Below are 20,219 nucleotides of genomic sequence, written 5' to 3' on the forward strand. Positions count from 1 at the left end.
ATCCGGACTTACAGGTGGTCGAGACCGCGTCCGTCAAGGAATACGGAAAGCCACGCAAAATCCCGGCTGGCGCAGCGATTCATTTCCATGGTGATGATCCCGAGGAGGGTCCGTTGATCAGATACACGACAGCGATACGAGCAGTACGCCTCGCAGCGTAGCAGCGAAATCCACGCAATGCGTTTCTGCGCTCTTCCTTTGTGCGGGCGCCTCCGATTGGAGAGGCCAAGATGCCGCCCTTCCTGAATCAGACGAGAGGCGGCGGAAGACGCAATCTCAGAATACCCTCTCTTGCGGATCAATCCGGTAGGAGCTGAGCACGCCATTCCTCAGCTCGAGGGACCTGTCAATAGCTTGCACCTTGTCACGCTCGTGGGTAACGAACAGCGTTGTCTTGCCGCGCTCGCGGACCGCATCCGTGAGCACACCATCACGCTTTCTTTACTCTTGCCGTCAAGGTTGCCAGTGGGATCGTCAACGAGGACGAGCGCAGGATCGTTCGCCAATGCTCTGGTCGATCGACCGATCCCGCACCCTGCGACCTCTTCTGGCCACCGCGGCGGACATGTTTAGAGTTCTAGTCGAGCCGTTGCGAAGCAGTTGAGAACTTCTTTCCTTGCAGTAGAACAATCGTGGCCTCCGGACGGTCGTCCTTCAGTTCTGGCACCGCACTCACAACGAGCACCTCCCCTGCTTCTCCTTTAGCCTGTCCTTTCGCCTTGGTGGCGGCATCCGCCAGCTTGACCTTTGCCCTATCCATCGCGGCCTTTTGGGACTTGGCATGGGCAAGGTCCTCGCCCTCGGTAATCGGTTCGACCTTGGCAATAGTCCCGGTCATGTGATCAACAATGACCTCGTAGAATTTTTCTTCTTTTGCCGTGTAGACCGAAAGCTGGAGTTTGCCCTCATCCATCTCGAATTTCCCGGAAATCGGTTGGCCTTCCCGCTCGCTTGCCGTGAACCCCTGTTGCAAGCTCACCTTTGCGCCACTCAACGCGTTCCCTAGTTCGGCCTGTTCTTGGTCTGGACCAATCGCAAGAGCAGACCGAGAACCACCAAACGATGCCACCAGAGCGACCATGATGAAGCCGCTTACGGTCGTAAGTAGGATTTCTCGTCTCGTCATAGGGACCTCCTTACACTTTTCGAGATGCCCCCTTGCCCTCTATTTGACCATTACCCACGCCGGCTGCAGCAGCGGATAAGCGATAAGTCCCACGACTGCAGTTGCGGCAATCAGCGCCGGATTGCTGACCTTCCAACCGGAACAGTACGGCAAGAGACACGACACCAACCGCCACCGTCAGCCAGTCGCCGATCGCGATCTTGCCGAGCAGGACACAAGCCCCCAAGATCGTGCCGATCGCCGCAGCGTAAGCGCCCCTCACAAAGCCCTGGACGTTGGCGTTTCCTCGATGCCGCGCCAGGATCGGTGCCACGATGAGGACCAGTAAGAAGGACGGCAAGAAGATACCGACTGTGGAAATCAGCGAGCCCCAGAACCCCGCCACCAGATAACCGACGAAGGTCGCTGTGATCACGACCGGCCCCGGACTGATCATGCCAATGGCAACAGCGATCAGGAATTGCCGTTCGTCGAGCCAGCCATATTGCTGGACCAGCCCTTGCTCAAGGAATGGCACGATCACGAGGCCGCTGCCGAATGTGAGCGAACCAGCCTTCAGGAAGAACAGCATGAGCTTGCCGAGCGTGGAAGCTGTGGCTACCGGCGCCAGCGGAGCAGTCGCGGGCACCGCGACAACCGGCAACACGGCGGGTGTCCGCTTGAACAGGCTGCCATAATAGACGATGCCAACAATGCCTGCGCCGATGAACAGCAGCGCCACCTCGGCCTGCAGGATGATCGTCACTGCGAAACACACCACCGCGATGGCCCATTGCAGCCAGTCTTCCATGCCGAGTTTCGCGAGCCGGTAGCAGGAATGCAGAATGAGCGCGATCACGGCCGGGCTGACGCCATAGAAGATGGCGGTCACCGGCTGAAGATCGCCGAGATAGACGTAGAGCGCTCCAAGCGCGGCGACGATGATGAAATTGGGCAGAATGAAACACCATCCGCCGAGCCAGGCGCCCCAAAAGCCGCAGCGGAGCCAGGCGATGTAGATGCCGACCTGGATCGCAAGCGGACCGGGCAACGATTGGCAGATGGCGATCGATTCTCGCATCTGCTCTTTGGTGAGCCACTTCTTGTCGTTGACCAGCTCACGTTCCATCTGGCCAACGAGCGCAACGGGACCACCGAAGCCAAGAAAGCCGAGACGCAAGAAATAGAGCGCCAATTCCGCCATACGACCGCGCTCGGGAACCGTAGTTGTCGTCACATCAAAGCTCCTTCAAAAGAAACCAAGGGCATCGGGCCCGCAACGCAGGTCATTCGCCTTGGGCCAGCGACCTCAGGACGCCATCCACGGCCAGACCCAGCCCTGTCGGCTTCAAGACCACCCTTTCACCGGATGCGCCCACCTCGAAGCAGCCGCCGTCGGGCTCGGGAAGATCGAGACAACACTCGTCGGGGTGGACGAACCACTTCCCGACCATCTTCTTGCCCATTGAGTAGCTTCGCAGCCTGCCGCCGCGCTCGTAGACCTCTCGCCAGTGCACCTCGTCGGCTATTTTGCATGCCGGGGAGCTTGGCTCGTATTTGTGCACCCGACAGTTTGCGAAAGTCGTCCTCGGCGGTAGCCGCACTCACAGTGAATACCGTCACCAGCAAAGCCGCGAGGATAGAGCGGTATCTCAAGAAGAAGCCGCTCATTTCGATTTGCAGGACTTCAGACACATTTGGTACTCGGTCTTGCATGCCGGTCCGGCGTAGTTCTTCATGCAGGCCTTGTGCTGCTCGGAGCAAACTTTGCAGGTTTGGGCGTGGGCTGTGGCATTCACGGCAAGGAGACACGCCAGTGCTGACATTACGAGTGCAGCCATTCTCATCCCGAATCCCTTTGCGATTCTCGATCCCGCGCCCCAGCGCACGAGATCGACTTCGTTCTAACTCTTGGTGCTGGCCGTCTTGTCGAGGGCGGCGCGAAGCCCTTTCGCCAATTTCAAGGCGTCGTCATTGGCCCAGAAGTGCATGAAGAACAGGCGCGGCTGCTCGTCCAGCATGTGGCTATGCAGCGCCGTCACCTCTATGCCGTGCGCCCGCAACGCAACGATGACCGGGTTGACCTCATCGCCGGTCAGCACAAAGTCGCCGGTGATTGCGGCCTTGCCTCCGCCCGTAGACTGGAAATTGATCCCGATTGCGACGCCCATTGCACCGACCGGGGCCAACAACATGTCGCCTTCTGTGATCGGATCGCGCCGCTTAACGTTGTATTGGTAGACACCGCCGTTGGCCCGTCCTTTAACTCCGATGATCTGGTCGAGTTGTGCCGTATCGAGATCGGCGGCGGGCGGCGGGTTCGCCGGCGCCGCGACCGTCAATGGGGTCTTGCTTTCGGCCAGCGCATCGCGAATGGTCGAGGCCAGCTTGACGGAGTCTCCGTGGCCGGCGACGTGCATGTAGAATGTCGCGGGGCTCGCGCGTAGCAGATGGTTGTGCACGGCGGTGATCTCGAGGCCGCTCGCGATCATCTTCGCCATTACCGGATTGATCTCGGTTTCCAGAAGCACAACGTCGCCCATGATCATTGCGCTGCCGTGCACCGGCTTGAAAGCAACCCAGCCGCCCAGCGCGAGCGCGGGCTTGATGGCCACCCCATCCAAAGTCACCGCGAGGTCTGTGCGCGGGAACCCATAGCGGTGGACATCGTCCGAGATGGCGGGCTTTCGGCCGAGCGTCTCGTCGACCTTCTGCCAATCAATGGTCTGCGCATGCGCGCTGGAGATAAACGACTCGCCATATTTCATCCAGTTCGTCATCTCCACGCCAGCAAAGGCTCCCAATAGCGCGAAGAGAATCGGAGCACCTATCGAGAGTTTCTTCTGCATTGCATCCTCCTTCGTCAGGCATGTCGTCCCCAATGAGTCGTGCCCGCCCTTTCACCACCCGGAGCCGCGCGTTATCTTTGCATCCCCTCATAAGTGCGCTGTACCGCCGGCCAATTGATCGCCGCCATGAAGATATCCACGTAGCTCGCCGCCTTGGCGCCGTAGTCGATGTGATAGGAATGCTCGTACATATCGAGCGCCAGAATCGGCACCCCACCAGCCAGCGTGTGGCAGTGATCCGCGGCCCATTGGTTGACGAGTTTGCCGTCGCGAGGCGACCAGGTCAGCAGTACCCAACCTGAGCCACCGCCTAGTGCCTTGCCCATCGCAACGAATTCGTTGCGCCACCGGTCGTACGACCCGAAGTCACGCGACAGGGCCTCGTTCAGGCTTGGGGCGGGTTCGCTCTCGTCGCCAAGGCCGGCAAAGAACACCTCGTGCAGGATCATCGAATTGGTTGCGAGGAGCTGCTCGCGCTTTAGCCCGTTGATCAGAAAGCCCGGCGCTTTCGCAAAATCGAGCCCGGCAAGCTGTTCCTCGATCAGATTGAGCCGTTTGACTGCGCCGCCATAGTTGTTTTCGTAGTGGCTGACAATCATCCGTTCCGACATGCCCCGGATCCGGTTCGGGTCGCAGGAAAGCGGCTTCATGGCGTAGGTCATGATCGTGCTCCGCTGAGACCGTCGGTGATTTCCAGATTTGACGCGTCCCGGTGCTGAACCGCCTGGAGCAGGTTTTCGGCAGCGCAGTCGAGCCGCCACTCTCCGCAGAATCGCGGCGCGATTGAGAACAATGGAGACGTTTGGGGAGGGGGTAAGCAAACGGCAGACATGCAGCGTCCTTCCTACTCGGAATACCGGACGCGATTCTTGGGCATGTCGCCTCACGGGGAGATCGCTTCCCCGTACGAGCAGATAATGCTCGACTGACGGGCTTGTCAACGCCGTCGAAGTCTACTGGTTCCGCGGAGCCACCACCTGTGGTCCAGAACCCTGCGCGGTACGCGCCAACGATTACACGCCCGCTCAATCAGTGGTGGCTGCTACGGTGTAATCTGTGAAATACATGTGACTGTCGGCCTTCGACCACAGACCGATCCGGCCGGAAACCGGCTGCGCCAAGGTGTGCTCGAGATAGAGTTTGCCATCCAGATAGCCCTCGACCTTCGCACCGTTGATGCGGACCTTGAGCTCATGCCACTGGCGGGTCGGGGTTGGCGTATTGCGTACCCATTTGACCGCGGAACGCTTACCTTTCTCGAACTTCCAAAGGACGACATTGTCCTCCAGACAGTTTGCGCGAACGGTCAGGTAGTCGCCATTTGGCTTGAGATTGAAGAGAATCCCCGCCCCCTGATCGATCCGACCGGACAGACCTTCAAAACGTACCGAAATCTCACCTCCGCTGAAATTGTCGATCTTCGGCGCGACCGCGTAGGGGTAATAAGCGTAGGCTTGCACGCGATCGAGAAATTCGGCGTAACGTTCGCCGTACAGCGCACGTGCCTTGTCGGCGATGCCTGCCGATGCCTGCCCTTCCTTCCACTGGCGGCCATCAACCGTGAGGAGCTTCTTTCCGTTATCCTCCTCGATCCGCCAAGTACCGACAACCGGCACGAGCGACTTGGGCTCCGCGCCGACCGTTTCATCCGTGAAATCGATCCTGATTGGCCCGGCAGCGAGGCCAGGCAAAGCCTGTGCAGCAAGGCCGAGTACCGCGAACACCGCTGCTGCGAGCTCCATTCTCGTGCTCATGACTTAGCTCCTTTGCCGATAAGATAGGGCTTGGTAGCGGGACGACGGATCCGCCACCACGCGAGTGCGATCAGAAGCGGCAATCCGCCGAAGAACCAAAGCAATGACGCGTTCGCGCTCGCAATCAACGGATAGCCCGGATAGTCTTCGCCCGAACCAGGTACGGGCGGTTGCGCGCCCGCGAGGGCATACAGTAGCGGCAGTATCTCGCGCGGACTCGTCGAGCGGCTAACGTCGTTTCGGTTACCGTAGACGTATTCAATCTGACCATAAGCATCGGGCGAACTCGCTGCGTTCTGCCGCGCCCCGGCGAGAACAACCGCCACGTCCGGCATGGCACGCTCGAGCTTGGCGAGAACATTCCGCCGCAGATCAATATAGCGGGGATCCTCAGGAGCGAGATTCACAGTGATGACCAGCGGCAAGCGAAGCGTGGCGAGCAAACGCTCGTCGGCCGCAGAGAACGAGTTTCGTCGATCTTCGCTTACGTCTAAGGACTTCCTGGCCTGAGCAGCGGCGCCGAGAGCAAGCACGATCATGAAGAGGCAGGCTACAGAGCGCGCGAATCTCGTCCGCCGGTGCGATCCGGGCGGCAACCAGATGATCGTCAGCGCAGTGAGCCCGGAAATCACGACGGCTATGCCGAGCACCAGCCCGGCAGAAAGGAGCCCCTCCTCAAACGGCCGCAAGGTGCGCGTGAGTGACAACTGTGCAAACCAAGCCGACCAGCCGGAGCGGCCCGCGAGCGTAAAGTCCAGCACCCATGAACCGATGGTCACAGCGAGCGCAACGATGGCAGCCGTCGCCGAACTGTCGGAAATGGTCGCTGCAAGGAGGCCGATGCCACCGACCAGCAGACCATACAGCAAATGTCCAAACAGCAGGTTGAGCGTCTCCGGCGCTGCGAGATGGCCGCCGAGTACTGCCCACATCGCAAGCGCGGAAAGCGCGGGGACGCTCACCATAAGCCACCCCGCGAGCACAGCGCAGAGCTTTACCAGAACCAGCGTGGAATGTCGGTATGGTAACTGAACGAGCAGGCGCAGCGCTCCGGTCTCCTTTTCCTGGCCCAAGACCCGAATTGCCACGAAAGGGAACAGCAGTGTTACCGCGACATAGAACGAACCGAATGTCGGCACGAGAATTCCGTCGAGTGGCGAAAGACTCCTCGCCAGGACAGGCGACTGCAGAGCGGCCGAGCTGGACTCGCTGTAGAGAGAGACGGCTTGGGCAAAGCTGTATCCGACCAGAGGACAGACGAGGAGCAACATCGTCCAAAGCGCTCGACCCGCGGTGATCTCGCGGATCTCCTTTGCAAGGAGCGGCGCGATCGGTGCTGCCAGTCGCCTGTCTGCGTCACGTGAGCGCAAGGAAGATGTCCTCCAATGATCCGGTCGCGAGGCCGGTCTGCGCCCGTAGGTCCGCGAGCCCGCCAATGCCGCGCACCCTCCCCGCCGAGAGCAGAATGAAGCGGTCGCAGATCCGTTCAGCATCTGCCAACTGGTGGATGCAAAGGATCAGCGTTCGTCCATACGCTGTCTGCCCGCGCAAGACGCCGATGATCTCCCGGATCTGCCGCAGGTCGAACCCGTCGAACGGCTCGTCCATCAGCAACAGTTCGTGCGGGGCCAACAGGCCCAGGCTGAGTATCAGACGGCGGGCATACCCTTTCGACAGCTCGTGCACGCGCTTGCCGAGCACCGGCTGCAATCCAAGAGCTTCGATGGTCGCCCTGACCTCAGCATCGGATCGGCGAAACACGCGCGCCACAAATGACAAGACCTGCCAGGCGGTCTGGTCTCGGTAGGGGTGCACTCCGTCAGGCAGATAAAACAAGGAGTTGCGCCGGTCGGCTATCTTCAGCGGCTCTCCGCGCCAGAAGACCTCCCCCGAGTTGACCGGGAGAAGCCCGGCGATGGCTTCCAATACCGTCGTCTTGCCTGCGCCGTTTGGGCCGATGATGCCGAGGATCTCGCCAGCCTGCACGGAGAACATTACGCGTTCGATCGCGAGCTCATCTCTTCCGTAGAGCTTCGTCAGGTTCGCGACGTGGAGCAAAGGCACGGAGCCGTCAGGGAAGGGCTGGGGAGCGGGCATGCTGCGTCCTTGCACGGAAACGGACGCGATGCTTGGGCATGTCGCCTCATGGGGAGATCGCTATCCCCAACACGGCGAGTGTGCCAAAGGCCACTCCCCTGTCAATCGGAACTCATCGAGACAACCGCCGGAACCAGTGCATCGTCACCTCGATTTGATCGAGAAGGCGCGCGCACGGTTGCGACCGAGCGGACGCGGACGCAAGTGGCTCGACGGAATCCGCGACTTGCGAACAATCTGTCTCACCGACGCTCTTCACCCTCTGGATGGGCTCGCCAGTCGCGGCCGACGGTTTGACGATCGACTGGCGGTTAATGTTGCTGCCGCTCTCATCAGCCCGGGATGGGATTAGAGTACAGGACAGCAATATTGCCGTTGTCATGCAAGAACACGCATGCAGCTCCTCCCGCACCTGAATGAAGCGGTAAACGGGTCATCGGAGTTTGGTTCTGGAACGGTGCAACAGCTCGGTGTTGCATTTCGGTGCGCTGCGCTACTCGTAGCGACGACTCACAGCGCGAACTTTCAGCTTCCCGCGGCGGCTGTTCGGCTCGGCTTGAGTGCCAGGCCGCTGAACGAAGGACCGTAGCTGCCGCAAGTCCGCCGCCGCTTCCGCCAGCAGCCAATCCCGAAACATCGCAATCTTCGGCAACGCTGCAGTCGCCTTAGGGCAGACGATCCAATAGGTCCTTGACACAGGAAGGGAATCTGGGAAGGCCATCACAAGCCGGCCATTGATCAGATCCCAAGCCGCCAATGTGGTGCGCGCAAGAGCAATGCCCTGCCCATTGATCGCGGCATCGATCACCATGCTGGCCCGATTGAGCACCGGACCGTGGGTGACACCTGCGTCATCTATGCCAACGCCGCGCAGCCACTTCTCCCAATCGGAACGGCTGTCGAGATGTATCAGGGGAAACTTGAGAATATCGGCTGCTCCGCCAAGGCGCTGTCGACTGGCCAAGAGCTTTGGACTGCACACGGCAAAGAGCCGTTCTGCGCCAAGCCTGACAGCATCGAGACCCGGCCAATTGCCATCGCCATGACGCACAGCGAGGTCAACTTCCTCGCGCGCGAAATCGACGTGATGCAGGGTTGCGGAAACGCGAAGGTCAATTTCCGCATGAGCCTCGGCAAAATGGCCCAGCCGATGGACCAACCATTTGGCTGCGAAATCCGGTGAGGTACTGACCGTCAGAACGCCCGCGCTTTGTCGCTGCAGCAGACGCTCCGTGCCTGCGGCAATCCGATCGAGCGCATCGCGCACGACGGCGAGATAGTCCCGCCCTGCCTCGGTGATGATCAGCCGCTGGCGTTCGCGATTGAACAGCTTGATCGCCAGCTCCGCTTCCAGCGCCTTCACCTGATGACTGATGGCCCCTTGCGTAACGCACAACTCCTCTGCCGCGCGCGTAAAACTTTCATGCCGGGCGGCAGCCTCGAAGGCCTTCAACGCATTCAATGGCGGCAAACGCGGGCGCATTGCTGTGCGCTTCCATGAGTTCATGAGAAGAATTGGGGCAGGCCCGAGAAACGATGCTTTGCGGACTTTGCCCTGTCGGCCCTATGGAGGCAGCGACAATTCAAAATCATGGGATTAGGAGCGGTTCGATGTCAACGCTCTTTGCCAACAGCGGGCGTCTTCCCTGGCCTCGGCGCAGTACGACGTCCGACGATCATCAAACAAATTCATGGTTGGCTCCGCTCGACCGATTGCTGTCCTGCAGCGAGCGGATGCACCAACGCGCCGGTCTGCGGGCCATCGCTGATGACCCGCACCTGCTTGCCGACCTCGGGCTCACTCGCGAAGAGGCCCTCGAGCAGGCCGATATGCCGTTTTGGCGATGATGCCTCCGGCCTGGCTGAATTGATCGATTTTGACTGGAGATAGTCAGATGTCTGAGACCATCGTCTACGGCTTTCCGCGCAGTACGTTTGTCAACATCGTCCGGCTGGTCCTCACCCACAAGGACGTCGCCTACAGGTTCGAGGACCTCGAACCGGTGATGGGCAAGCCCGAACATCTCGCACTGCATCCCTTCGATCGGGTTCCGATCTTCAGGCACGGGGACTTCATTCTGTATGAGACCAGCGCGATCGTCGCGTACATCGATGAGAAGTTCGAGGGGCCGCGCCTCACTCCGCAGGATCACAGGGAGCGAGCGCGCATGAACCAATGGATCAGCGTGGTCAACTCCTACGTCTACCCCTACATGATCTATCACGTGACGCATGAGCGCCTGGTCTTCCCGGAGCTTGGGATCCCTTCCGACGAAAAAGTGATAGCCCATGCGCTGCCGAAGGTGGAGCTCGCGCTTTCGGTGATCGAGCGCGAATTCGCGCACGGCGGTCAGTATCTCATCGGATCAGAGCTCACGCTTGCCGACTTCTACTTGCTGCCCGCTACGTTTGCCTTCGGCCTGACCGACGAAGGGCAATCCATGTACCGCAAATTTCCCGCCTTCTACCGCTGGCGCGCTTTGATGGAGGATCTGCCGACGACCCGAAGGCTGCGCGCGAGCCTGCCGCCGCGCGAACCAATACTGCATGCGCGCGAATGGGCCAATTCGCACCGACCGAAATATTGAGGGACGACATAGCGGAAATTGCTACGAAAGGACCCAGCAATGCAATTTCAAGCGTTACTGTCGCTCCTTGACTTGGCCATAGCTGTCGACAACGAGCGATACATCCTTGCCGTTCTTCGTTGCATTAACGGCGATGCCTTCGGCCGTAGATTTGATGTCCCGGATGTTCGTGTAGCCCGCGGATTGCAGCTTCGCTGTAAGCTCCTCCTGGGTGAGCGCATGAGCAGGTGTGAAGAAGGCGAATGCCAGACAGCAGACTAGAACCTGAGAGAGTGTTCGCGCCGGCATGATTTTCTCTCCGATGTTTCACAGGGTGACCGCCCTATCAGTCTGGAACGCAACGCCCATTCGATGGAGCGGTTCCGTCGTCAAAAACGAGTCGTGGAAGGGTCTGGGCCGCGTCCAGCGCGCGGCCTTCTGTGTGGACGGATCAAGGTGAGCCTGAATTCATCGCCCTGAACGGCGACCGGCGCGATCGCTCCGATTTACCACGCGATCTGGCTTCGCTCTGGTCGATTGCTCAGCAGAGGCTTTCCGAACACGGTTGGGATGAGGTCATCGAGAAACAGGAGAAGCTGAGTTCGAAATCCCGGCCCATTTCCGCCGGCGCGGTTGAGAGGAATGATCACCTCTGTTGCTCCTGCCAGGTCACGGCCACGTAGGCGAAACCGGGGTTTGCCGTTGCTGCCATATACTGCCCCCGGGGACTGTCAAATCTGAACTCGACCAGAGGCACAAGCTGATTGAGCGGTTCTTCTTTGGGGGCACCGCCGTTGAAACGGTTCGTCAGATACAAGGTGCTATATTGAATTGAAATCCCCCAATGCAGCGTCTCGACGGCCGGGGACAAAACCGTCTCAAAACCGCCGTTTGCCAGGCTGGGCGCCAGAGCTCTTCCGCCAGTACCGATCGGGATTTCATCTACGAACGAGGCCGTAACGGCGAAAGGTCTTAGCCAGGACAGCTGGTCCGGGAGATCTCCGAAGCCCTTACCGACGAAGACACCAGGCTGAAGCGTATGAGGCGCATCGGCGCCGGTTGCCACAGAGCCGGAGTGCCCGATACCCCATGCGAGGCCTATCGAGACCAGAGCTTCGTTTCGATTATCGCGATAAGCCTCGTATTTGAGACCGACACTGGTCTTGTCGAATCCCGTCGTGCGCCCGGTGGGCCAGTTCTGGTGCATCCATGCACTGTCGAGTGTAAAGGCCAGTGTTGGTGTGAGCAGCCGAGCAAAACGCCGTTGATGCGGGTCTCTCCGACGTTACTGCCCTGCGCCGGGTAGTTGAGATAGCTGAGGTTGGGGAGGATGAGCTCATCGGCGACAGCCGGATCATCAAAGGACATCGTACCGGCAAAATAGCGATTTCCCGCGATGCCGTGGGCGTGCGCGAGCTGCACCCAAATGAGCGGCGCAGCGAGCAGCATCCATCGGATGATTTGCGTCGGGGTCACGGTATCGCTGTAGCTTTTCATGGCGCTTTCGCGTTCCAGCATACCATACTTAAATCCCGAGAACCGCGCTCGCCGCTGTCGCGACACGCCTCTCCTCCGCCGTCCCATCCACCAAAGAACAGCCTTGAACCGAATGCTGCCTCCCGGCCCAGATCGGCGAGGTTCGGTGGAGGCCCATCGAGTTGCGCGTAGGCGGATCCGTCCAAGTTCAGCCAAGTGACGGTGAATGATCCACGGCGAGCGTTGAACGCCAATTGAGATTTTTCGGTGTTCGTACTAGTGTGCGCTCTGGGGACGTAGCAGCCTCCCCGTCAAGTGGGTCTTCCCATGCAAGGGCTGTTCGCTTTGTTATGGAGCGAACACATGGATGGGATATCTCTTGAGCTTCCGCTTTTCATTGTTGCGACCTTTGCCGGTGCGCTCGTCGCGGGGCTTTCCGGCTTTGCATTCGGTCTGGTCGCCGCCTCGATCTGGCTGTACATCCTTACTCCCCTGCAGAGCGCCAGCTTGATCATTGCCTTTGGGCTGATTGTGCAGGGTTACTCTGTGTGGAAGCTCCGTGGTGCGCTGGATTGGAGACGGCTCTGGCCGTTCATCCTTGGCGCGGCACTCGGCGTGCCGATTGGCGTGACGATATTGACCTGGAGCGATCCCGCCTTTGTCCGCGCGGGTGTCGGTCTGCTTCTCGTTCTCTACAGCCTTTATGCCCTGTTTCGTCCTGCGATCGCGCCAGTGAAATCACCGGGCGCTGCAATCGATGCTGTTGTCGGATTCCTCAACGGCGCGTTGGGCGGCATCACCGGGCTGGCCGGAATCCTCGTCACGATCTGGTGCGGACTGCGCGGCTGGCCCAAGGATGTGCAGCGTGCAGTGTTTCAGCCGGTCGCAGTGGCGACATTCCTGGTGAGTGCGCTGTGGATCGGGGCCAAAGGCGCACTCAGCGCGGATACGATCGAGCTCTTTCTGATCGGCCTGCCAGCCCTGTTCGCTGGCACCTGGCTCGGTCTCAAGTTGTTCGGGCGCCTCGACGAGAGCGCCTTCCGCAAGATCGTACTGGTGCTGCTTCTGGCTTCGGGCACGGCCCTGGTCGTCTAGCGTTACGACCGATTCCGCCTGGCGGGATGCCTGCCCTGATGCTGAACACGTAACGAATACCCAATCGTATCGATCAATGAATCCGGAGTCTCTTCCATGTCTAAGTCCACAGCTCGCCTCGGCCGCATCGCTATCCTCTGGCGCGGCGATGAAGCGGCGCGCCGGAGTGCCTCACCAGAGACCAGCCGGTTCAAAGAAGTGTTTGCCGCGCTCAACGAAATCGGCGTCGATGCGGAACCGGTGGTCTATGAGGACGATGTCCGCGACGACGTGAGCGCACAGCTTGCCAAGTTCGATGGCGTACTCGTCTGGGTCAACCCGATTCATGAGGGGCGCAACCGCGCCAATCTTGACACGTTGCTGCGCGAGGTTGCGGCGTGCGGCGTGTGGGTGAGCGCCCATCCCGACGTGATCCTCAAAATGGGCACCAAGGAAGTGCTCCATCGTACCCGTAAGATGAGCTGGGGCTGCGACACGGCGCTTTATCAAACGGCCGAGGCGATGCGTGTGGAATTGCCCTCACGCCTCGCCATCGGGCCACGCGTTATCAAGCGCAACCGCGGCAATGGCGGTCAGGGCGTCTGGAAGGTCGAGACGCTGCCCAATCCAGGCACCCGGCCGATCGTACACGTGCTGGACGCCACGAAGGACGCAGCTGAGGACGTGGCACTGGACGACTTTCTCGATCGGTGCAGCGAGTATTTCGAAGACGGCTGCGTGATCGATCAGGCGTTCCAGGCGCGCCTCAGCGAAGGTGTGGTGCGGTGTTATATGGCAGGCGATCGCTGCGCCGGCTTCGGCCACCACAAGGTCAAGGCGCTGGTCGAGGCGCCGGCCGCGCGCGCCGAAGCCGGACCGCGACTCTACACCTCCAAGACCGACCCGCGCTTCCAGCGCCTGCGCCGGTTGATGGAAGACGAGTGGACGCCACAGCTTATATCCCTGCTGGATATAGCGAGGAGCGATCTGCCGATGATCTGGGACGCCGACTTCATGCTCGGCCCGCCTAACGCCGACGGGACCGACAGTTACGTGCTCGGCGAGGTCAATGTCAGTTCAGTCTTCCCGATCCCCGATGAGGCACCGGCGGAGATCGCCCGCCGGGTTGCCGATCGGGTGCACTCGAAGCTCTGAGCAGTTTGCGCGCCGTAGTATCGGTGCTCCTCGAGCCAATTTGCACGCCTGAGGATGCCCGCGCCCTTCGAGTTCGCCACTGACCTGGGGTGGCGCGCGGCGGTCTCACAAGCGGAGCCGCATGTCCGGCCGATGGCCTTTGGAAAGACCTTATGACCGCCTTCCAAAAGCGTCGAGCTAGTGGTTGGCATTCTAAATTTACCTGCCGACGCTACCTAGCACTGCCAGCCGATGTCCGGGCGGCGCGTGGCCCAATTCGCGCCGTCCCGATCGGATCTCGAGCAGGTCCAGAGGCTGCCATCTGTAGCTTGTCACCGTAGTTGGGATGGCGTTCGTCGAACATCGGTCCAAAAGCGGATTCGGTTCGCGGTCAACGGAATTCCACCAGAGTGTTCGAGCCCTACCGTCAGGACCGCCTTGCCCTACATCGCGCACTTGCCGGCGCACGTGGTCCTCAGACTGTCTGTTCCGACGGACCTACCACTCGAGCAACCAGGGAAAGGAGACCGAGAACCGGCGGGAGTATAAAACACCGCTCACCGAACCACATAAACAGAAGGGCCGCTGCGCCGCACCCCGCGGCAAATACGAGTACGATCGCCGACATCCTCCTCAATCGAGTTGTCGACCCTCTCCCGTTGCCTCCAGGAAGCAATACATCGGCCAGATCGATCATGATCTGCGTCGTCGTGCCGGTCATCAGCGTCGACGGAGGTACGCTTCCGAGATAGATCCGATGTACGGCGTTCTGGATCGCCATGGCCGCAACGAGCACCATCCCGGTAATCACAGCTTGCCAGCTGTCGCCGTTCTGGAAAGGGCCGAACTCGATCGCGAGCGCGGCGCCGACGATCAACAGAAGGACCTTAAGGCCGAGCATGGCTTCGAAGATGAAGCGCCAGCGCTTTACCAGCGACGAGCTAAGGAGGCGGACGGCCATTACGACCGCACAAAATACCGGAAGGGCCAAGATCTTCGCAATGGCTCCCGACGTGCCGAGGGCAAGCGACGCGCCAAGGGTCACGAAATTCCCGGTCACATGGGCTGTGAATAAACCTTGCAACGCGAGAAATCCCGCCGTGTCGACATAGCCCGCGGTGAAACTCAAGAGAAACGGCAGGATCATAGGACTTCTGCTTCGGTCGACACCGGATACACTACCATCCGTGCTTGATCTCTACGCCGACGTAGTTCGAGTCATGTCCGCCCGCGTTGCGCAGTGCATTGCCAATCGCGAAGTGCACCGCCTCGATTGCGAAAGAGGTTGCGCGGTCGATCGCCCAATCGAGCCGAACCTGGCCGTAGCTTCCAGTGTACGCCCCGGGCCGTCCCGCGGTGTTCGGGACGGCAACATCGGGTTGGGTATAGACCGCATCGGCCGTGTTCTGGCGCCATTGAGCCGCTGCTGCCAACGTGATTTTCAGCGACGAAGTCGGGCTCAGCGTCAGGGACGGCTTGATGTGAATGAGGTTGGTGTACCCGGTGTAACCCGCCAGGGTGAAATAGTAACCGTTGGGGAACAGCGGATTGAACGTCCCAAAGGTTTGCTTGTTGTTGCCGTCACCAGACGCCGCGTCGAGCTGGACACCCACCCTTGGACTCCAGTTCACGTCGGCGAAGGTGTAGCCAGCGAGCGAGCCGACAGCCCATGCCTCGATCGGCTCGAGGCCGATGCGTCCGGTCTGGTTCATCACTTCGAAGTCAAAATCGAAATGATTGGCCTTACCGTTCAGATGGACGTCGAATATGTCTCTCCGCTCGTTGCCAGACGCATTTGGAAACTGCACGTTCCCTTGCGTGAAATTGGCATAGTAGCCGGCGATGAACAGCGACTCGGAAAACTTATACTCCGCCCGCGCCATCCCGAAGGTCTGCTTGGTGACGCTGCTGTAGTCGTCGAAGATGGTGATGTCCCGAACCTGGACCGGTAGGCTGTAAAAGGTGATGAACCGCCAGGGCCCGTTCTCGTAGTCTGCCCAACCGGCGTCGTAGGATTGTCGGACGTTGGGACCGTCGCGGACGGACACAAAGCGCTGCAGGTCAAACGCGAATTGCTGGCGGCCGGCGCGCAGCTTCAGCGTTCCACCGCCCACAGACTCGGTCAACGCGACGAAGGCCATCTCGAGATCGAGCTTGTCCCGATCGACAGGCGTCAACATGGTCTTCCAGGGTGCATAGTCGGCCTGAAACTGCACGAATGCCTGAAGTTGGTTGGCTACGCGGAGATCGGCATGGAATTCGTTTCGGCTGATGACATAATTTTGGGCGACGTTTGAACCAGTGCCAAAGTTAGCGGCGTTGTTGGACTCGAACCGTTCGCGCGTGTTTGCGCCAAACGAGAGGTACGTGTAGGGATCGATGTCGGACAGCGGTATATATTTGAACTCGTCGAACGGTTGACGCGGAACGCGCGGATCCGCGAGCACCGACCAGTCTTCCTGCCAGCGGTTGAACATGATGGCCGGCCGCTGCGGCGTGGAATCCGGAGACTTTTGATCATCTGCCCAAGCAATCTGAGGCGCCGCTGCGCACAGCACGCCTGCCGCCCAGCCCGTTCGCAAAAACAATCGTCCCAGCAGCAATGCCATCCCGCCCCCTACTTCGGTACGGCCGCGTGAATCTCCGCAATATATCCACCGGGGAACTGTACCATCGCCGCGGCCCGTCCGTTAGACGTATACGGGTCGACCAGAACCGATGCCCCAGAGGCTTTTGCCTTCGCCAAGGTCTCTTGCAGGTCCTTGACCTCGTAGCCGGTCAGTTCCCGTCCGTAGGGGTAAGGCAGGTGGCCGTCGGTGACGAACACGGTCGTCTTTCCGAACACCGATTCGATGCGGATTCGCCTAAATGTATCCCTTGCTCGGCCGATCTCGACTCCGGCGGCATGCGCATCGTCGGAAACGACCTTCCCGTGCGAAAACCGGAGGATGCCGCGGGTAAAGGCATTCACCCGCTCGGGAGAGACATAGACGCGGTTCTCGGGGATGGTCTCGAACGCCGCATAGGACGGCTTCGTCGTGTGCCAATAGAGCTGCATGTTGACGCCGCCCGGCCACTGGATCACGGCATCGCGTCCAATGGGATCGGAAAAGGGGGCCACCAGAACGGCAGCGCCCGAGTCCTTTGCGACCTTGATGGCTTCGTCGAGATCGGTGACCAGACAACCTGTCCGCTCCGCTCCGAAGGGATACGGGATCGGCGTCTTGAAGCCGAACAGAGACACGGTGCCCACAGGCGTCTGAAGAAGCTGGGAGGTCGTGCTACTCGGTGTGGGGGTCACGGTTGCAATGACCTGTTTCGTGCTCTGGCCACCGAAGGTGGAAAGGAAGCTCGCCACGAACTTGTCGACGTCTTCTGGGGCCACGTAGACGTGGGTGGTATCGTATTGCGCGCCGACGCCAACCTCCGGCGAAGCAGACTCCGACTGATCGCGCGCGATGGCGGCGGACGCGGTCGTCAGCAGCGATGAAATCAGCAGGATCTCGATTAGATGACGCTTGCGGATCATGGGAAACCTCGAGCAGGAGAGTTGAGCGATAGTGATCAAGCTCCTTGCGAGCGCAAGGACAGGATTGACACAAGCACCAGACCGGCGATCAGACCCAGATGCTCGAAAAAGGCATTGACGGCCAGGAAGCGATCGTGACCGGACTTGGCCCAGAAATCGTTCGCAGTGAGCATGGCGACCGCAGTCAGCACGCCGAGTCCGCCGGCCCCTAGCCACACCCACCGTCCAAGAATGACAAGCGCGGAACCGCCGAGTTCAACGACAATGGCTGCCGCAGCCCAAAGCCACGCTGGCTGAAGTCCGAAATGCGCCTGCTCCGCAACGGCTCCCGGAAAATCAGTCAACTTCTGGATCCCGCCGATCAAGAAGGCCGACACCAGGGCGACCCTCGAGACCGGCAACAGCCAGGGCCAGGCGAGGATTGCCCTTATGAAGCGGGGAGTGTCGGCCTTCACGTTCATGTCAGACCGCCCAGCAGGCGCAACCGAGCGCACCCCAGAAGCTCTTGAGGTCCGAAACCGGCAGCCTTCCGGACCACGCGCGCGCGTGATCATGGCCATGCACCGCGCAAGCATTGGCGCAGCCGCACATCTGCATCGCGTGCGAGCGGATGGCCTGTGCCTTACCGCCCTCTTCCGCCCAGCTGCCGTACCCTCCAAAACTGCGCACCGGCGACCAGTCGGGCATCGCGGGTGGCGGGGCGGTGTCGTCGAGAGCCTTGAACTCTCCTGCTCCGTAGACGATGCGCCCGCCGACCACCGTGAGATCGCTCGCGATATCGGCGATCTCGTTGTCGGCGCAGGAGAAGAAATCCCGATCGGGGACGATCAGGTCAGCGAGCTGACCGACCTGGATGCGCCCTTTCTTCCCCTCCTCATTGGAGAACCAGGTGACGTTTTCGGTCCACATCCGCAGCGCAGTTTCGCGATCGAGGCAATTGCGTTGCGGATATATCCGCAGACCGCTCACGGTCATGCCGGTCACGAGCCAAGCAAGCGAGACCCAGGGATCGTAGGAGGCAACCCTGGTTGCATCCGTGCCGGCGGAGATCTTCACGCCTTTATCCATGATCTTCCTGACCGGCGGCGTCGCTTCGGCCGCGCCATAACCGTAGCGCTCGACGAAATACTCGCCCTGATAGGCCATGCGGTGCTGCACGGCGATGCCGCCGCCAAGCGCCGCGATGCGGTCGATAGACTGATCGGAGATGGTCTCGGCGTGGTCGAAGAACCAGTGCAGACCATCAAGGGGCGTGTCCTGATTGACCTTCTCAAACACATCGAGCGCGCGCGAGATCGTCTCATCGTAGGTCGCGTGCAGGCGCCAGGGCCACTTGTTCTGCACGAGGATACGGACGACGTCTTCGAGCTCGCTTTCCATTTCCGGCGGCATGTCCGGACGCGGTACGCGGAAATCCTCGAAATCGGCGGCGGAGAACACCAGCATCTCGCCGGCCCCGTTGTGCCGGAAGTAGTCGGTGCCCTGCTTGTACTTCGAGGTCTTGGTCCAGTTCAGGAAGTCCGCTTTCTCTCCTTTCGGCTTCTGGGTAAACAGGTTGTACGCAAGACGGACGGTCAGCTGCCCTTCATCGGAGAGCTTCTGAATGACCGCGTAGTCCTCGGGATAGTTCTGGAAGCCGCCTCCCGCATCGATCGCTCCGGTGACTCCCAACCGGTTGAGTTCGCGCATGAAGTGGCGAGTCGAGTTCACCTGGTATTCGAACGGCAACTTCGGTCCCTTTGCGAGCGTCGCATAGAGAATGTTCGCGTTCGGCTTGGCGAGCAGCAACCCTGTCGGGTTGCCTTTTGCGTCGCGCACGATCTCGCCGCCCGGAGGCTCGGGGGTGTCCTTGGTATAGCCGACCACCCGAAGCGCCGCAGCGTTGAGCATGGCGCGATCGTAGAGATGCAGGATGAATACGGGCGTGTCCGGCGCGACGGCATTCAACTCGTCAATTGTTGGCAGCCGCTTTTCGGCGAACTGGTGCTCTGTGAAACCGCCCACCACCCTCACCCATTGTGGCGGCGGCGTGATCGCAACCTGCTTCTTCAGCATCGCCATTGCGTCGGCGAGCGACCAGACGCCGTCCCAGCGCAGCTCCATGTTGAAGTTGAGGCCGCCACGGATGATGTGCAGATGATTGTCGATCAGGCCGGGGAGGACGCGCCGCCCTTTCAGGTCGACGATCTTCGTGGCAGGACCTGCGAGATTCCTCACCTCCGCATCGTGCCCAACAGCGGTAAACACACCATCCTTGATCGCCGCAGCACTGGCTGTCGGATTCGAACGATCGAGGGTTGTGAACAGGCCGCTATGGAGGATTAGGTCGGGGGCTTGGTTGCTCATGTTTGCTTCTCCGGATTCTTGAGACCGTCAATGGGCCCGGCCGTGCGTCGGCCGGGCAGCATACCGAAGATGTGGGAATCGCAGCTCGAGAGATGGAATGCCTCCGAAAAGCTCGAGCCCCCGATGAGGAGTTTGGTGACCGGGACGATCTGCTCACCAACCAGAATTCCGAGCAGTCCCACCAGCGCGACAAGGGGTGGCGCTGGTGAACGCACATTGAGGAGGTAGTAGATCACTCCGACGAGGAGACCCGCGCCGAGAGATAACAGGTAAATCTTCATGACGGGT

Annotated in this window: 21 protein-coding genes; 4 read left to right on the top strand and 17 right to left on the bottom strand. The window is 60.3% G+C overall.

Going from position 1 to position 20,219, the window contains the following annotated elements:
* Positions 1–577: 577 nt before the first annotated feature.
* The 9 genes from AC629_RS36015 to AC629_RS36060 all read right to left on the bottom strand — a co-directional run bounded on the left by AC629_RS36015 (position 578) and on the right by AC629_RS36060 (position 9,288).
* A complete protein-coding gene (locus AC629_RS36015) occupies positions 578–1,126 on the bottom strand; it encodes a hypothetical protein (RefSeq protein WP_084809500.1) in 549 nt (182 codons plus the stop codon).
* Positions 1,127–1,136: 10 nt separating this feature from the next.
* Complete coding sequence (gene chrA, locus AC629_RS36020; RefSeq protein ID WP_143199702.1) at positions 1,137–2,342, bottom strand: chromate efflux transporter; 1,206 nt, start codon at positions 2,340–2,342, stop codon at positions 1,137–1,139.
* Positions 2,343–2,391: 49 nt separating this feature from the next.
* Positions 2,392–2,571 carry a hypothetical protein gene (locus AC629_RS45950; RefSeq protein WP_143199703.1) on the bottom strand — a complete coding sequence of 60 codons (180 nt, stop codon included), beginning with the start codon at positions 2,569–2,571 and terminating at the stop codon, positions 2,392–2,394.
* A 438-nt stretch (positions 2,572–3,009) separates the two neighbouring features.
* Positions 3,010–3,885: a DUF1259 domain-containing protein gene (locus AC629_RS36035; RefSeq protein WP_084809526.1), complete on the bottom strand. Its 876-nt coding sequence runs from the start codon at positions 3,883–3,885 to the stop codon at positions 3,010–3,012.
* 140 nt (positions 3,886–4,025) lie between these two features.
* The gene (locus AC629_RS36040; RefSeq protein ID WP_084809504.1) at positions 4,026–4,616 is read right to left on the bottom strand and encodes a superoxide dismutase; all 591 of its coding nucleotides are present in this window, start codon (positions 4,614–4,616) and stop codon (positions 4,026–4,028) included.
* A 363-nt stretch (positions 4,617–4,979) separates the two neighbouring features.
* A complete protein-coding gene (locus tag AC629_RS36045) occupies positions 4,980–5,708 on the bottom strand; it encodes a hypothetical protein (RefSeq protein WP_084809505.1) in 729 nt (242 codons plus the stop codon).
* Complete coding sequence (locus tag AC629_RS36050) at positions 5,705–7,078, bottom strand: ABC transporter permease subunit (protein WP_143199705.1); 1,374 nt, start codon at positions 7,076–7,078, stop codon at positions 5,705–5,707. Before AC629_RS36050 ends, AC629_RS36045 begins: the two co-directional genes overlap by 4 nt.
* The gene (locus tag AC629_RS36055) at positions 7,065–7,805 is read right to left on the bottom strand and encodes an ABC transporter ATP-binding protein (RefSeq protein ID WP_084809507.1); all 741 of its coding nucleotides are present in this window, start codon (positions 7,803–7,805) and stop codon (positions 7,065–7,067) included. Before AC629_RS36055 ends, AC629_RS36050 begins: the two co-directional genes overlap by 14 nt.
* 493 nt (positions 7,806–8,298) lie before the next feature.
* Complete coding sequence (locus AC629_RS36060) at positions 8,299–9,288, bottom strand: transcriptional regulator GcvA (RefSeq protein ID WP_084809508.1); 990 nt, start codon at positions 9,286–9,288, stop codon at positions 8,299–8,301.
* Positions 9,289–9,416: 128 nt separating this feature from the next.
* Here AC629_RS36060 and AC629_RS45955 point away from each other — a divergent pair, with 128 nt between their 5' ends.
* Complete coding sequence (locus AC629_RS45955) at positions 9,417–9,653, top strand: DUF1127 domain-containing protein (protein ID WP_143199706.1); 237 nt, start codon at positions 9,417–9,419, stop codon at positions 9,651–9,653.
* Positions 9,654–9,700: 47 nt separating this feature from the next.
* The gene (locus AC629_RS36065; protein ID WP_084809509.1) at positions 9,701–10,393 is read left to right on the top strand and encodes a glutathione S-transferase family protein; all 693 of its coding nucleotides are present in this window, start codon (positions 9,701–9,703) and stop codon (positions 10,391–10,393) included.
* A 54-nt stretch (positions 10,394–10,447) separates the two neighbouring features.
* Here AC629_RS36065 and AC629_RS36070 read toward each other — a convergent pair whose 3' ends face one another.
* On the bottom strand, positions 10,448–10,681 hold the full coding sequence (locus tag AC629_RS36070; RefSeq protein ID WP_084809510.1) for a hypothetical protein: 234 nt from the start codon (positions 10,679–10,681) through the stop codon (positions 10,448–10,450).
* Between the two features lie 337 nt (positions 10,682–11,018).
* Positions 11,019–11,579, bottom strand: a complete 561-nt coding sequence (locus AC629_RS36075) for a hypothetical protein (RefSeq protein ID WP_084809511.1) — start codon at positions 11,577–11,579, stop codon at positions 11,019–11,021.
* A gap of 632 nt (positions 11,580–12,211) precedes the next feature.
* Here AC629_RS36075 and AC629_RS36080 point away from each other — a divergent pair.
* Positions 12,212–12,943 carry a sulfite exporter TauE/SafE family protein gene (locus AC629_RS36080; protein ID WP_084809512.1) on the top strand — a complete coding sequence of 244 codons (732 nt, stop codon included), beginning with the start codon at positions 12,212–12,214 and terminating at the stop codon, positions 12,941–12,943.
* Positions 12,944–13,039: 96 nt separating this feature from the next.
* Positions 13,040–14,077 carry a Cj0069 family protein gene (locus AC629_RS36085; RefSeq protein ID WP_084809513.1) on the top strand — a complete coding sequence of 346 codons (1,038 nt, stop codon included), beginning with the start codon at positions 13,040–13,042 and terminating at the stop codon, positions 14,075–14,077.
* A gap of 454 nt (positions 14,078–14,531) precedes the next feature.
* On the opposite strand, the gene AC629_RS36090 is transcribed toward AC629_RS36085, so the two are convergent.
* From AC629_RS36090 to AC629_RS36115, 6 genes are read right to left on the bottom strand one after another with little or no spacing between them, the layout of a single operon-like run.
* Entirely contained in the window at positions 14,532–15,203 is a 672-nt protein-coding gene (locus AC629_RS36090) for a YoaK family protein (RefSeq protein WP_084809514.1), read from the bottom strand.
* A gap of 31 nt (positions 15,204–15,234) precedes the next feature.
* Positions 15,235–16,665, bottom strand: a complete 1,431-nt coding sequence (locus AC629_RS36095) for an alginate export family protein (protein ID WP_084809515.1) — start codon at positions 16,663–16,665, stop codon at positions 15,235–15,237.
* Positions 16,666–16,673: 8 nt separating this feature from the next.
* The gene (locus AC629_RS36100) at positions 16,674–17,585 is read right to left on the bottom strand and encodes a glyoxalase (protein WP_084809516.1); all 912 of its coding nucleotides are present in this window, start codon (positions 17,583–17,585) and stop codon (positions 16,674–16,676) included.
* A 35-nt stretch (positions 17,586–17,620) separates the two neighbouring features.
* Positions 17,621–18,046: a DoxX family protein gene (locus AC629_RS36105; protein ID WP_084809517.1), complete on the bottom strand. Its 426-nt coding sequence runs from the start codon at positions 18,044–18,046 to the stop codon at positions 17,621–17,623.
* A 1-nt stretch (position 18,047) separates the two neighbouring features.
* On the bottom strand, positions 18,048–19,931 hold the full coding sequence (locus AC629_RS36110; RefSeq protein WP_084809518.1) for an amidohydrolase: 1,884 nt from the start codon (positions 19,929–19,931) through the stop codon (positions 18,048–18,050).
* Complete coding sequence (locus AC629_RS36115; protein ID WP_084809519.1) at positions 19,928–20,212, bottom strand: XapX domain-containing protein; 285 nt, start codon at positions 20,210–20,212, stop codon at positions 19,928–19,930. The genes AC629_RS36110 and AC629_RS36115 overlap by 4 nt, the downstream gene beginning before the upstream one ends.
* Positions 20,213–20,219: the final 7 nt, after the last annotated feature.

Source organism: Bradyrhizobium sp. NAS80.1 (assembly GCF_001908205.1).
In the GTDB taxonomy this organism is placed as follows: domain Bacteria; phylum Pseudomonadota; class Alphaproteobacteria; order Rhizobiales; family Xanthobacteraceae; genus Bradyrhizobium.

Excerpts from the sequence above, each read along its gene's own strand:
- AC629_RS36080 (WP_084809512.1), top strand. The coding sequence starts at position 12,212 with ATGGATGGGATATCTCTTGAGCTTCCGCTTTTCATTGTTGCGACCTTT.
- AC629_RS36110 (WP_084809518.1), bottom strand. The coding sequence starts at position 19,931 with ATGAGCAACCAAGCCCCCGACCTAATCCTCCATAGCGGCCTGTTCACA.
- AC629_RS36090 (WP_084809514.1), bottom strand. The coding sequence starts at position 15,203 with ATGATCCTGCCGTTTCTCTTGAGTTTCACCGCGGGCTATGTCGACACG.
- AC629_RS36045 (WP_084809505.1), bottom strand. The coding sequence starts at position 5,708 with ATGAGCACGAGAATGGAGCTCGCAGCAGCGGTGTTCGCGGTACTCGGC.
- AC629_RS36095 (WP_084809515.1), bottom strand. The coding sequence starts at position 16,665 with ATGGCATTGCTGCTGGGACGATTGTTTTTGCGAACGGGCTGGGCGGCA.
- AC629_RS36085 (WP_084809513.1), top strand. The coding sequence starts at position 13,040 with ATGTCTAAGTCCACAGCTCGCCTCGGCCGCATCGCTATCCTCTGGCGC.
- AC629_RS36100 (WP_084809516.1), bottom strand. The coding sequence starts at position 17,585 with ATGATCCGCAAGCGTCATCTAATCGAGATCCTGCTGATTTCATCGCTG.
- AC629_RS36075 (WP_084809511.1), bottom strand. The coding sequence starts at position 11,579 with ATGCACCAGAACTGGCCCACCGGGCGCACGACGGGATTCGACAAGACC.
- AC629_RS36060 (WP_084809508.1), bottom strand. The coding sequence starts at position 9,288 with ATGCGCCCGCGTTTGCCGCCATTGAATGCGTTGAAGGCCTTCGAGGCT.
- AC629_RS36015 (WP_084809500.1), bottom strand. The coding sequence starts at position 1,126 with ATGACGAGACGAGAAATCCTACTTACGACCGTAAGCGGCTTCATCATG.
- AC629_RS36115 (WP_084809519.1), bottom strand. The coding sequence starts at position 20,212 with ATGAAGATTTACCTGTTATCTCTCGGCGCGGGTCTCCTCGTCGGAGTG.
- AC629_RS36040 (WP_084809504.1), bottom strand. The coding sequence starts at position 4,616 with ATGACCTACGCCATGAAGCCGCTTTCCTGCGACCCGAACCGGATCCGG.
- AC629_RS36105 (WP_084809517.1), bottom strand. The coding sequence starts at position 18,046 with ATGAACGTGAAGGCCGACACTCCCCGCTTCATAAGGGCAATCCTCGCC.
- AC629_RS45950 (WP_143199703.1), bottom strand. The coding sequence starts at position 2,571 with ATGGGCAAGAAGATGGTCGGGAAGTGGTTCGTCCACCCCGACGAGTGT.
- AC629_RS45955 (WP_143199706.1), top strand. The coding sequence starts at position 9,417 with ATGTCAACGCTCTTTGCCAACAGCGGGCGTCTTCCCTGGCCTCGGCGC.
- AC629_RS36070 (WP_084809510.1), bottom strand. The coding sequence starts at position 10,681 with ATGCCGGCGCGAACACTCTCTCAGGTTCTAGTCTGCTGTCTGGCATTC.
- AC629_RS36035 (WP_084809526.1), bottom strand. The coding sequence starts at position 3,885 with ATGACGAACTGGATGAAATATGGCGAGTCGTTTATCTCCAGCGCGCAT.
- AC629_RS36065 (WP_084809509.1), top strand. The coding sequence starts at position 9,701 with ATGTCTGAGACCATCGTCTACGGCTTTCCGCGCAGTACGTTTGTCAAC.
- AC629_RS36055 (WP_084809507.1), bottom strand. The coding sequence starts at position 7,805 with ATGCCCGCTCCCCAGCCCTTCCCTGACGGCTCCGTGCCTTTGCTCCAC.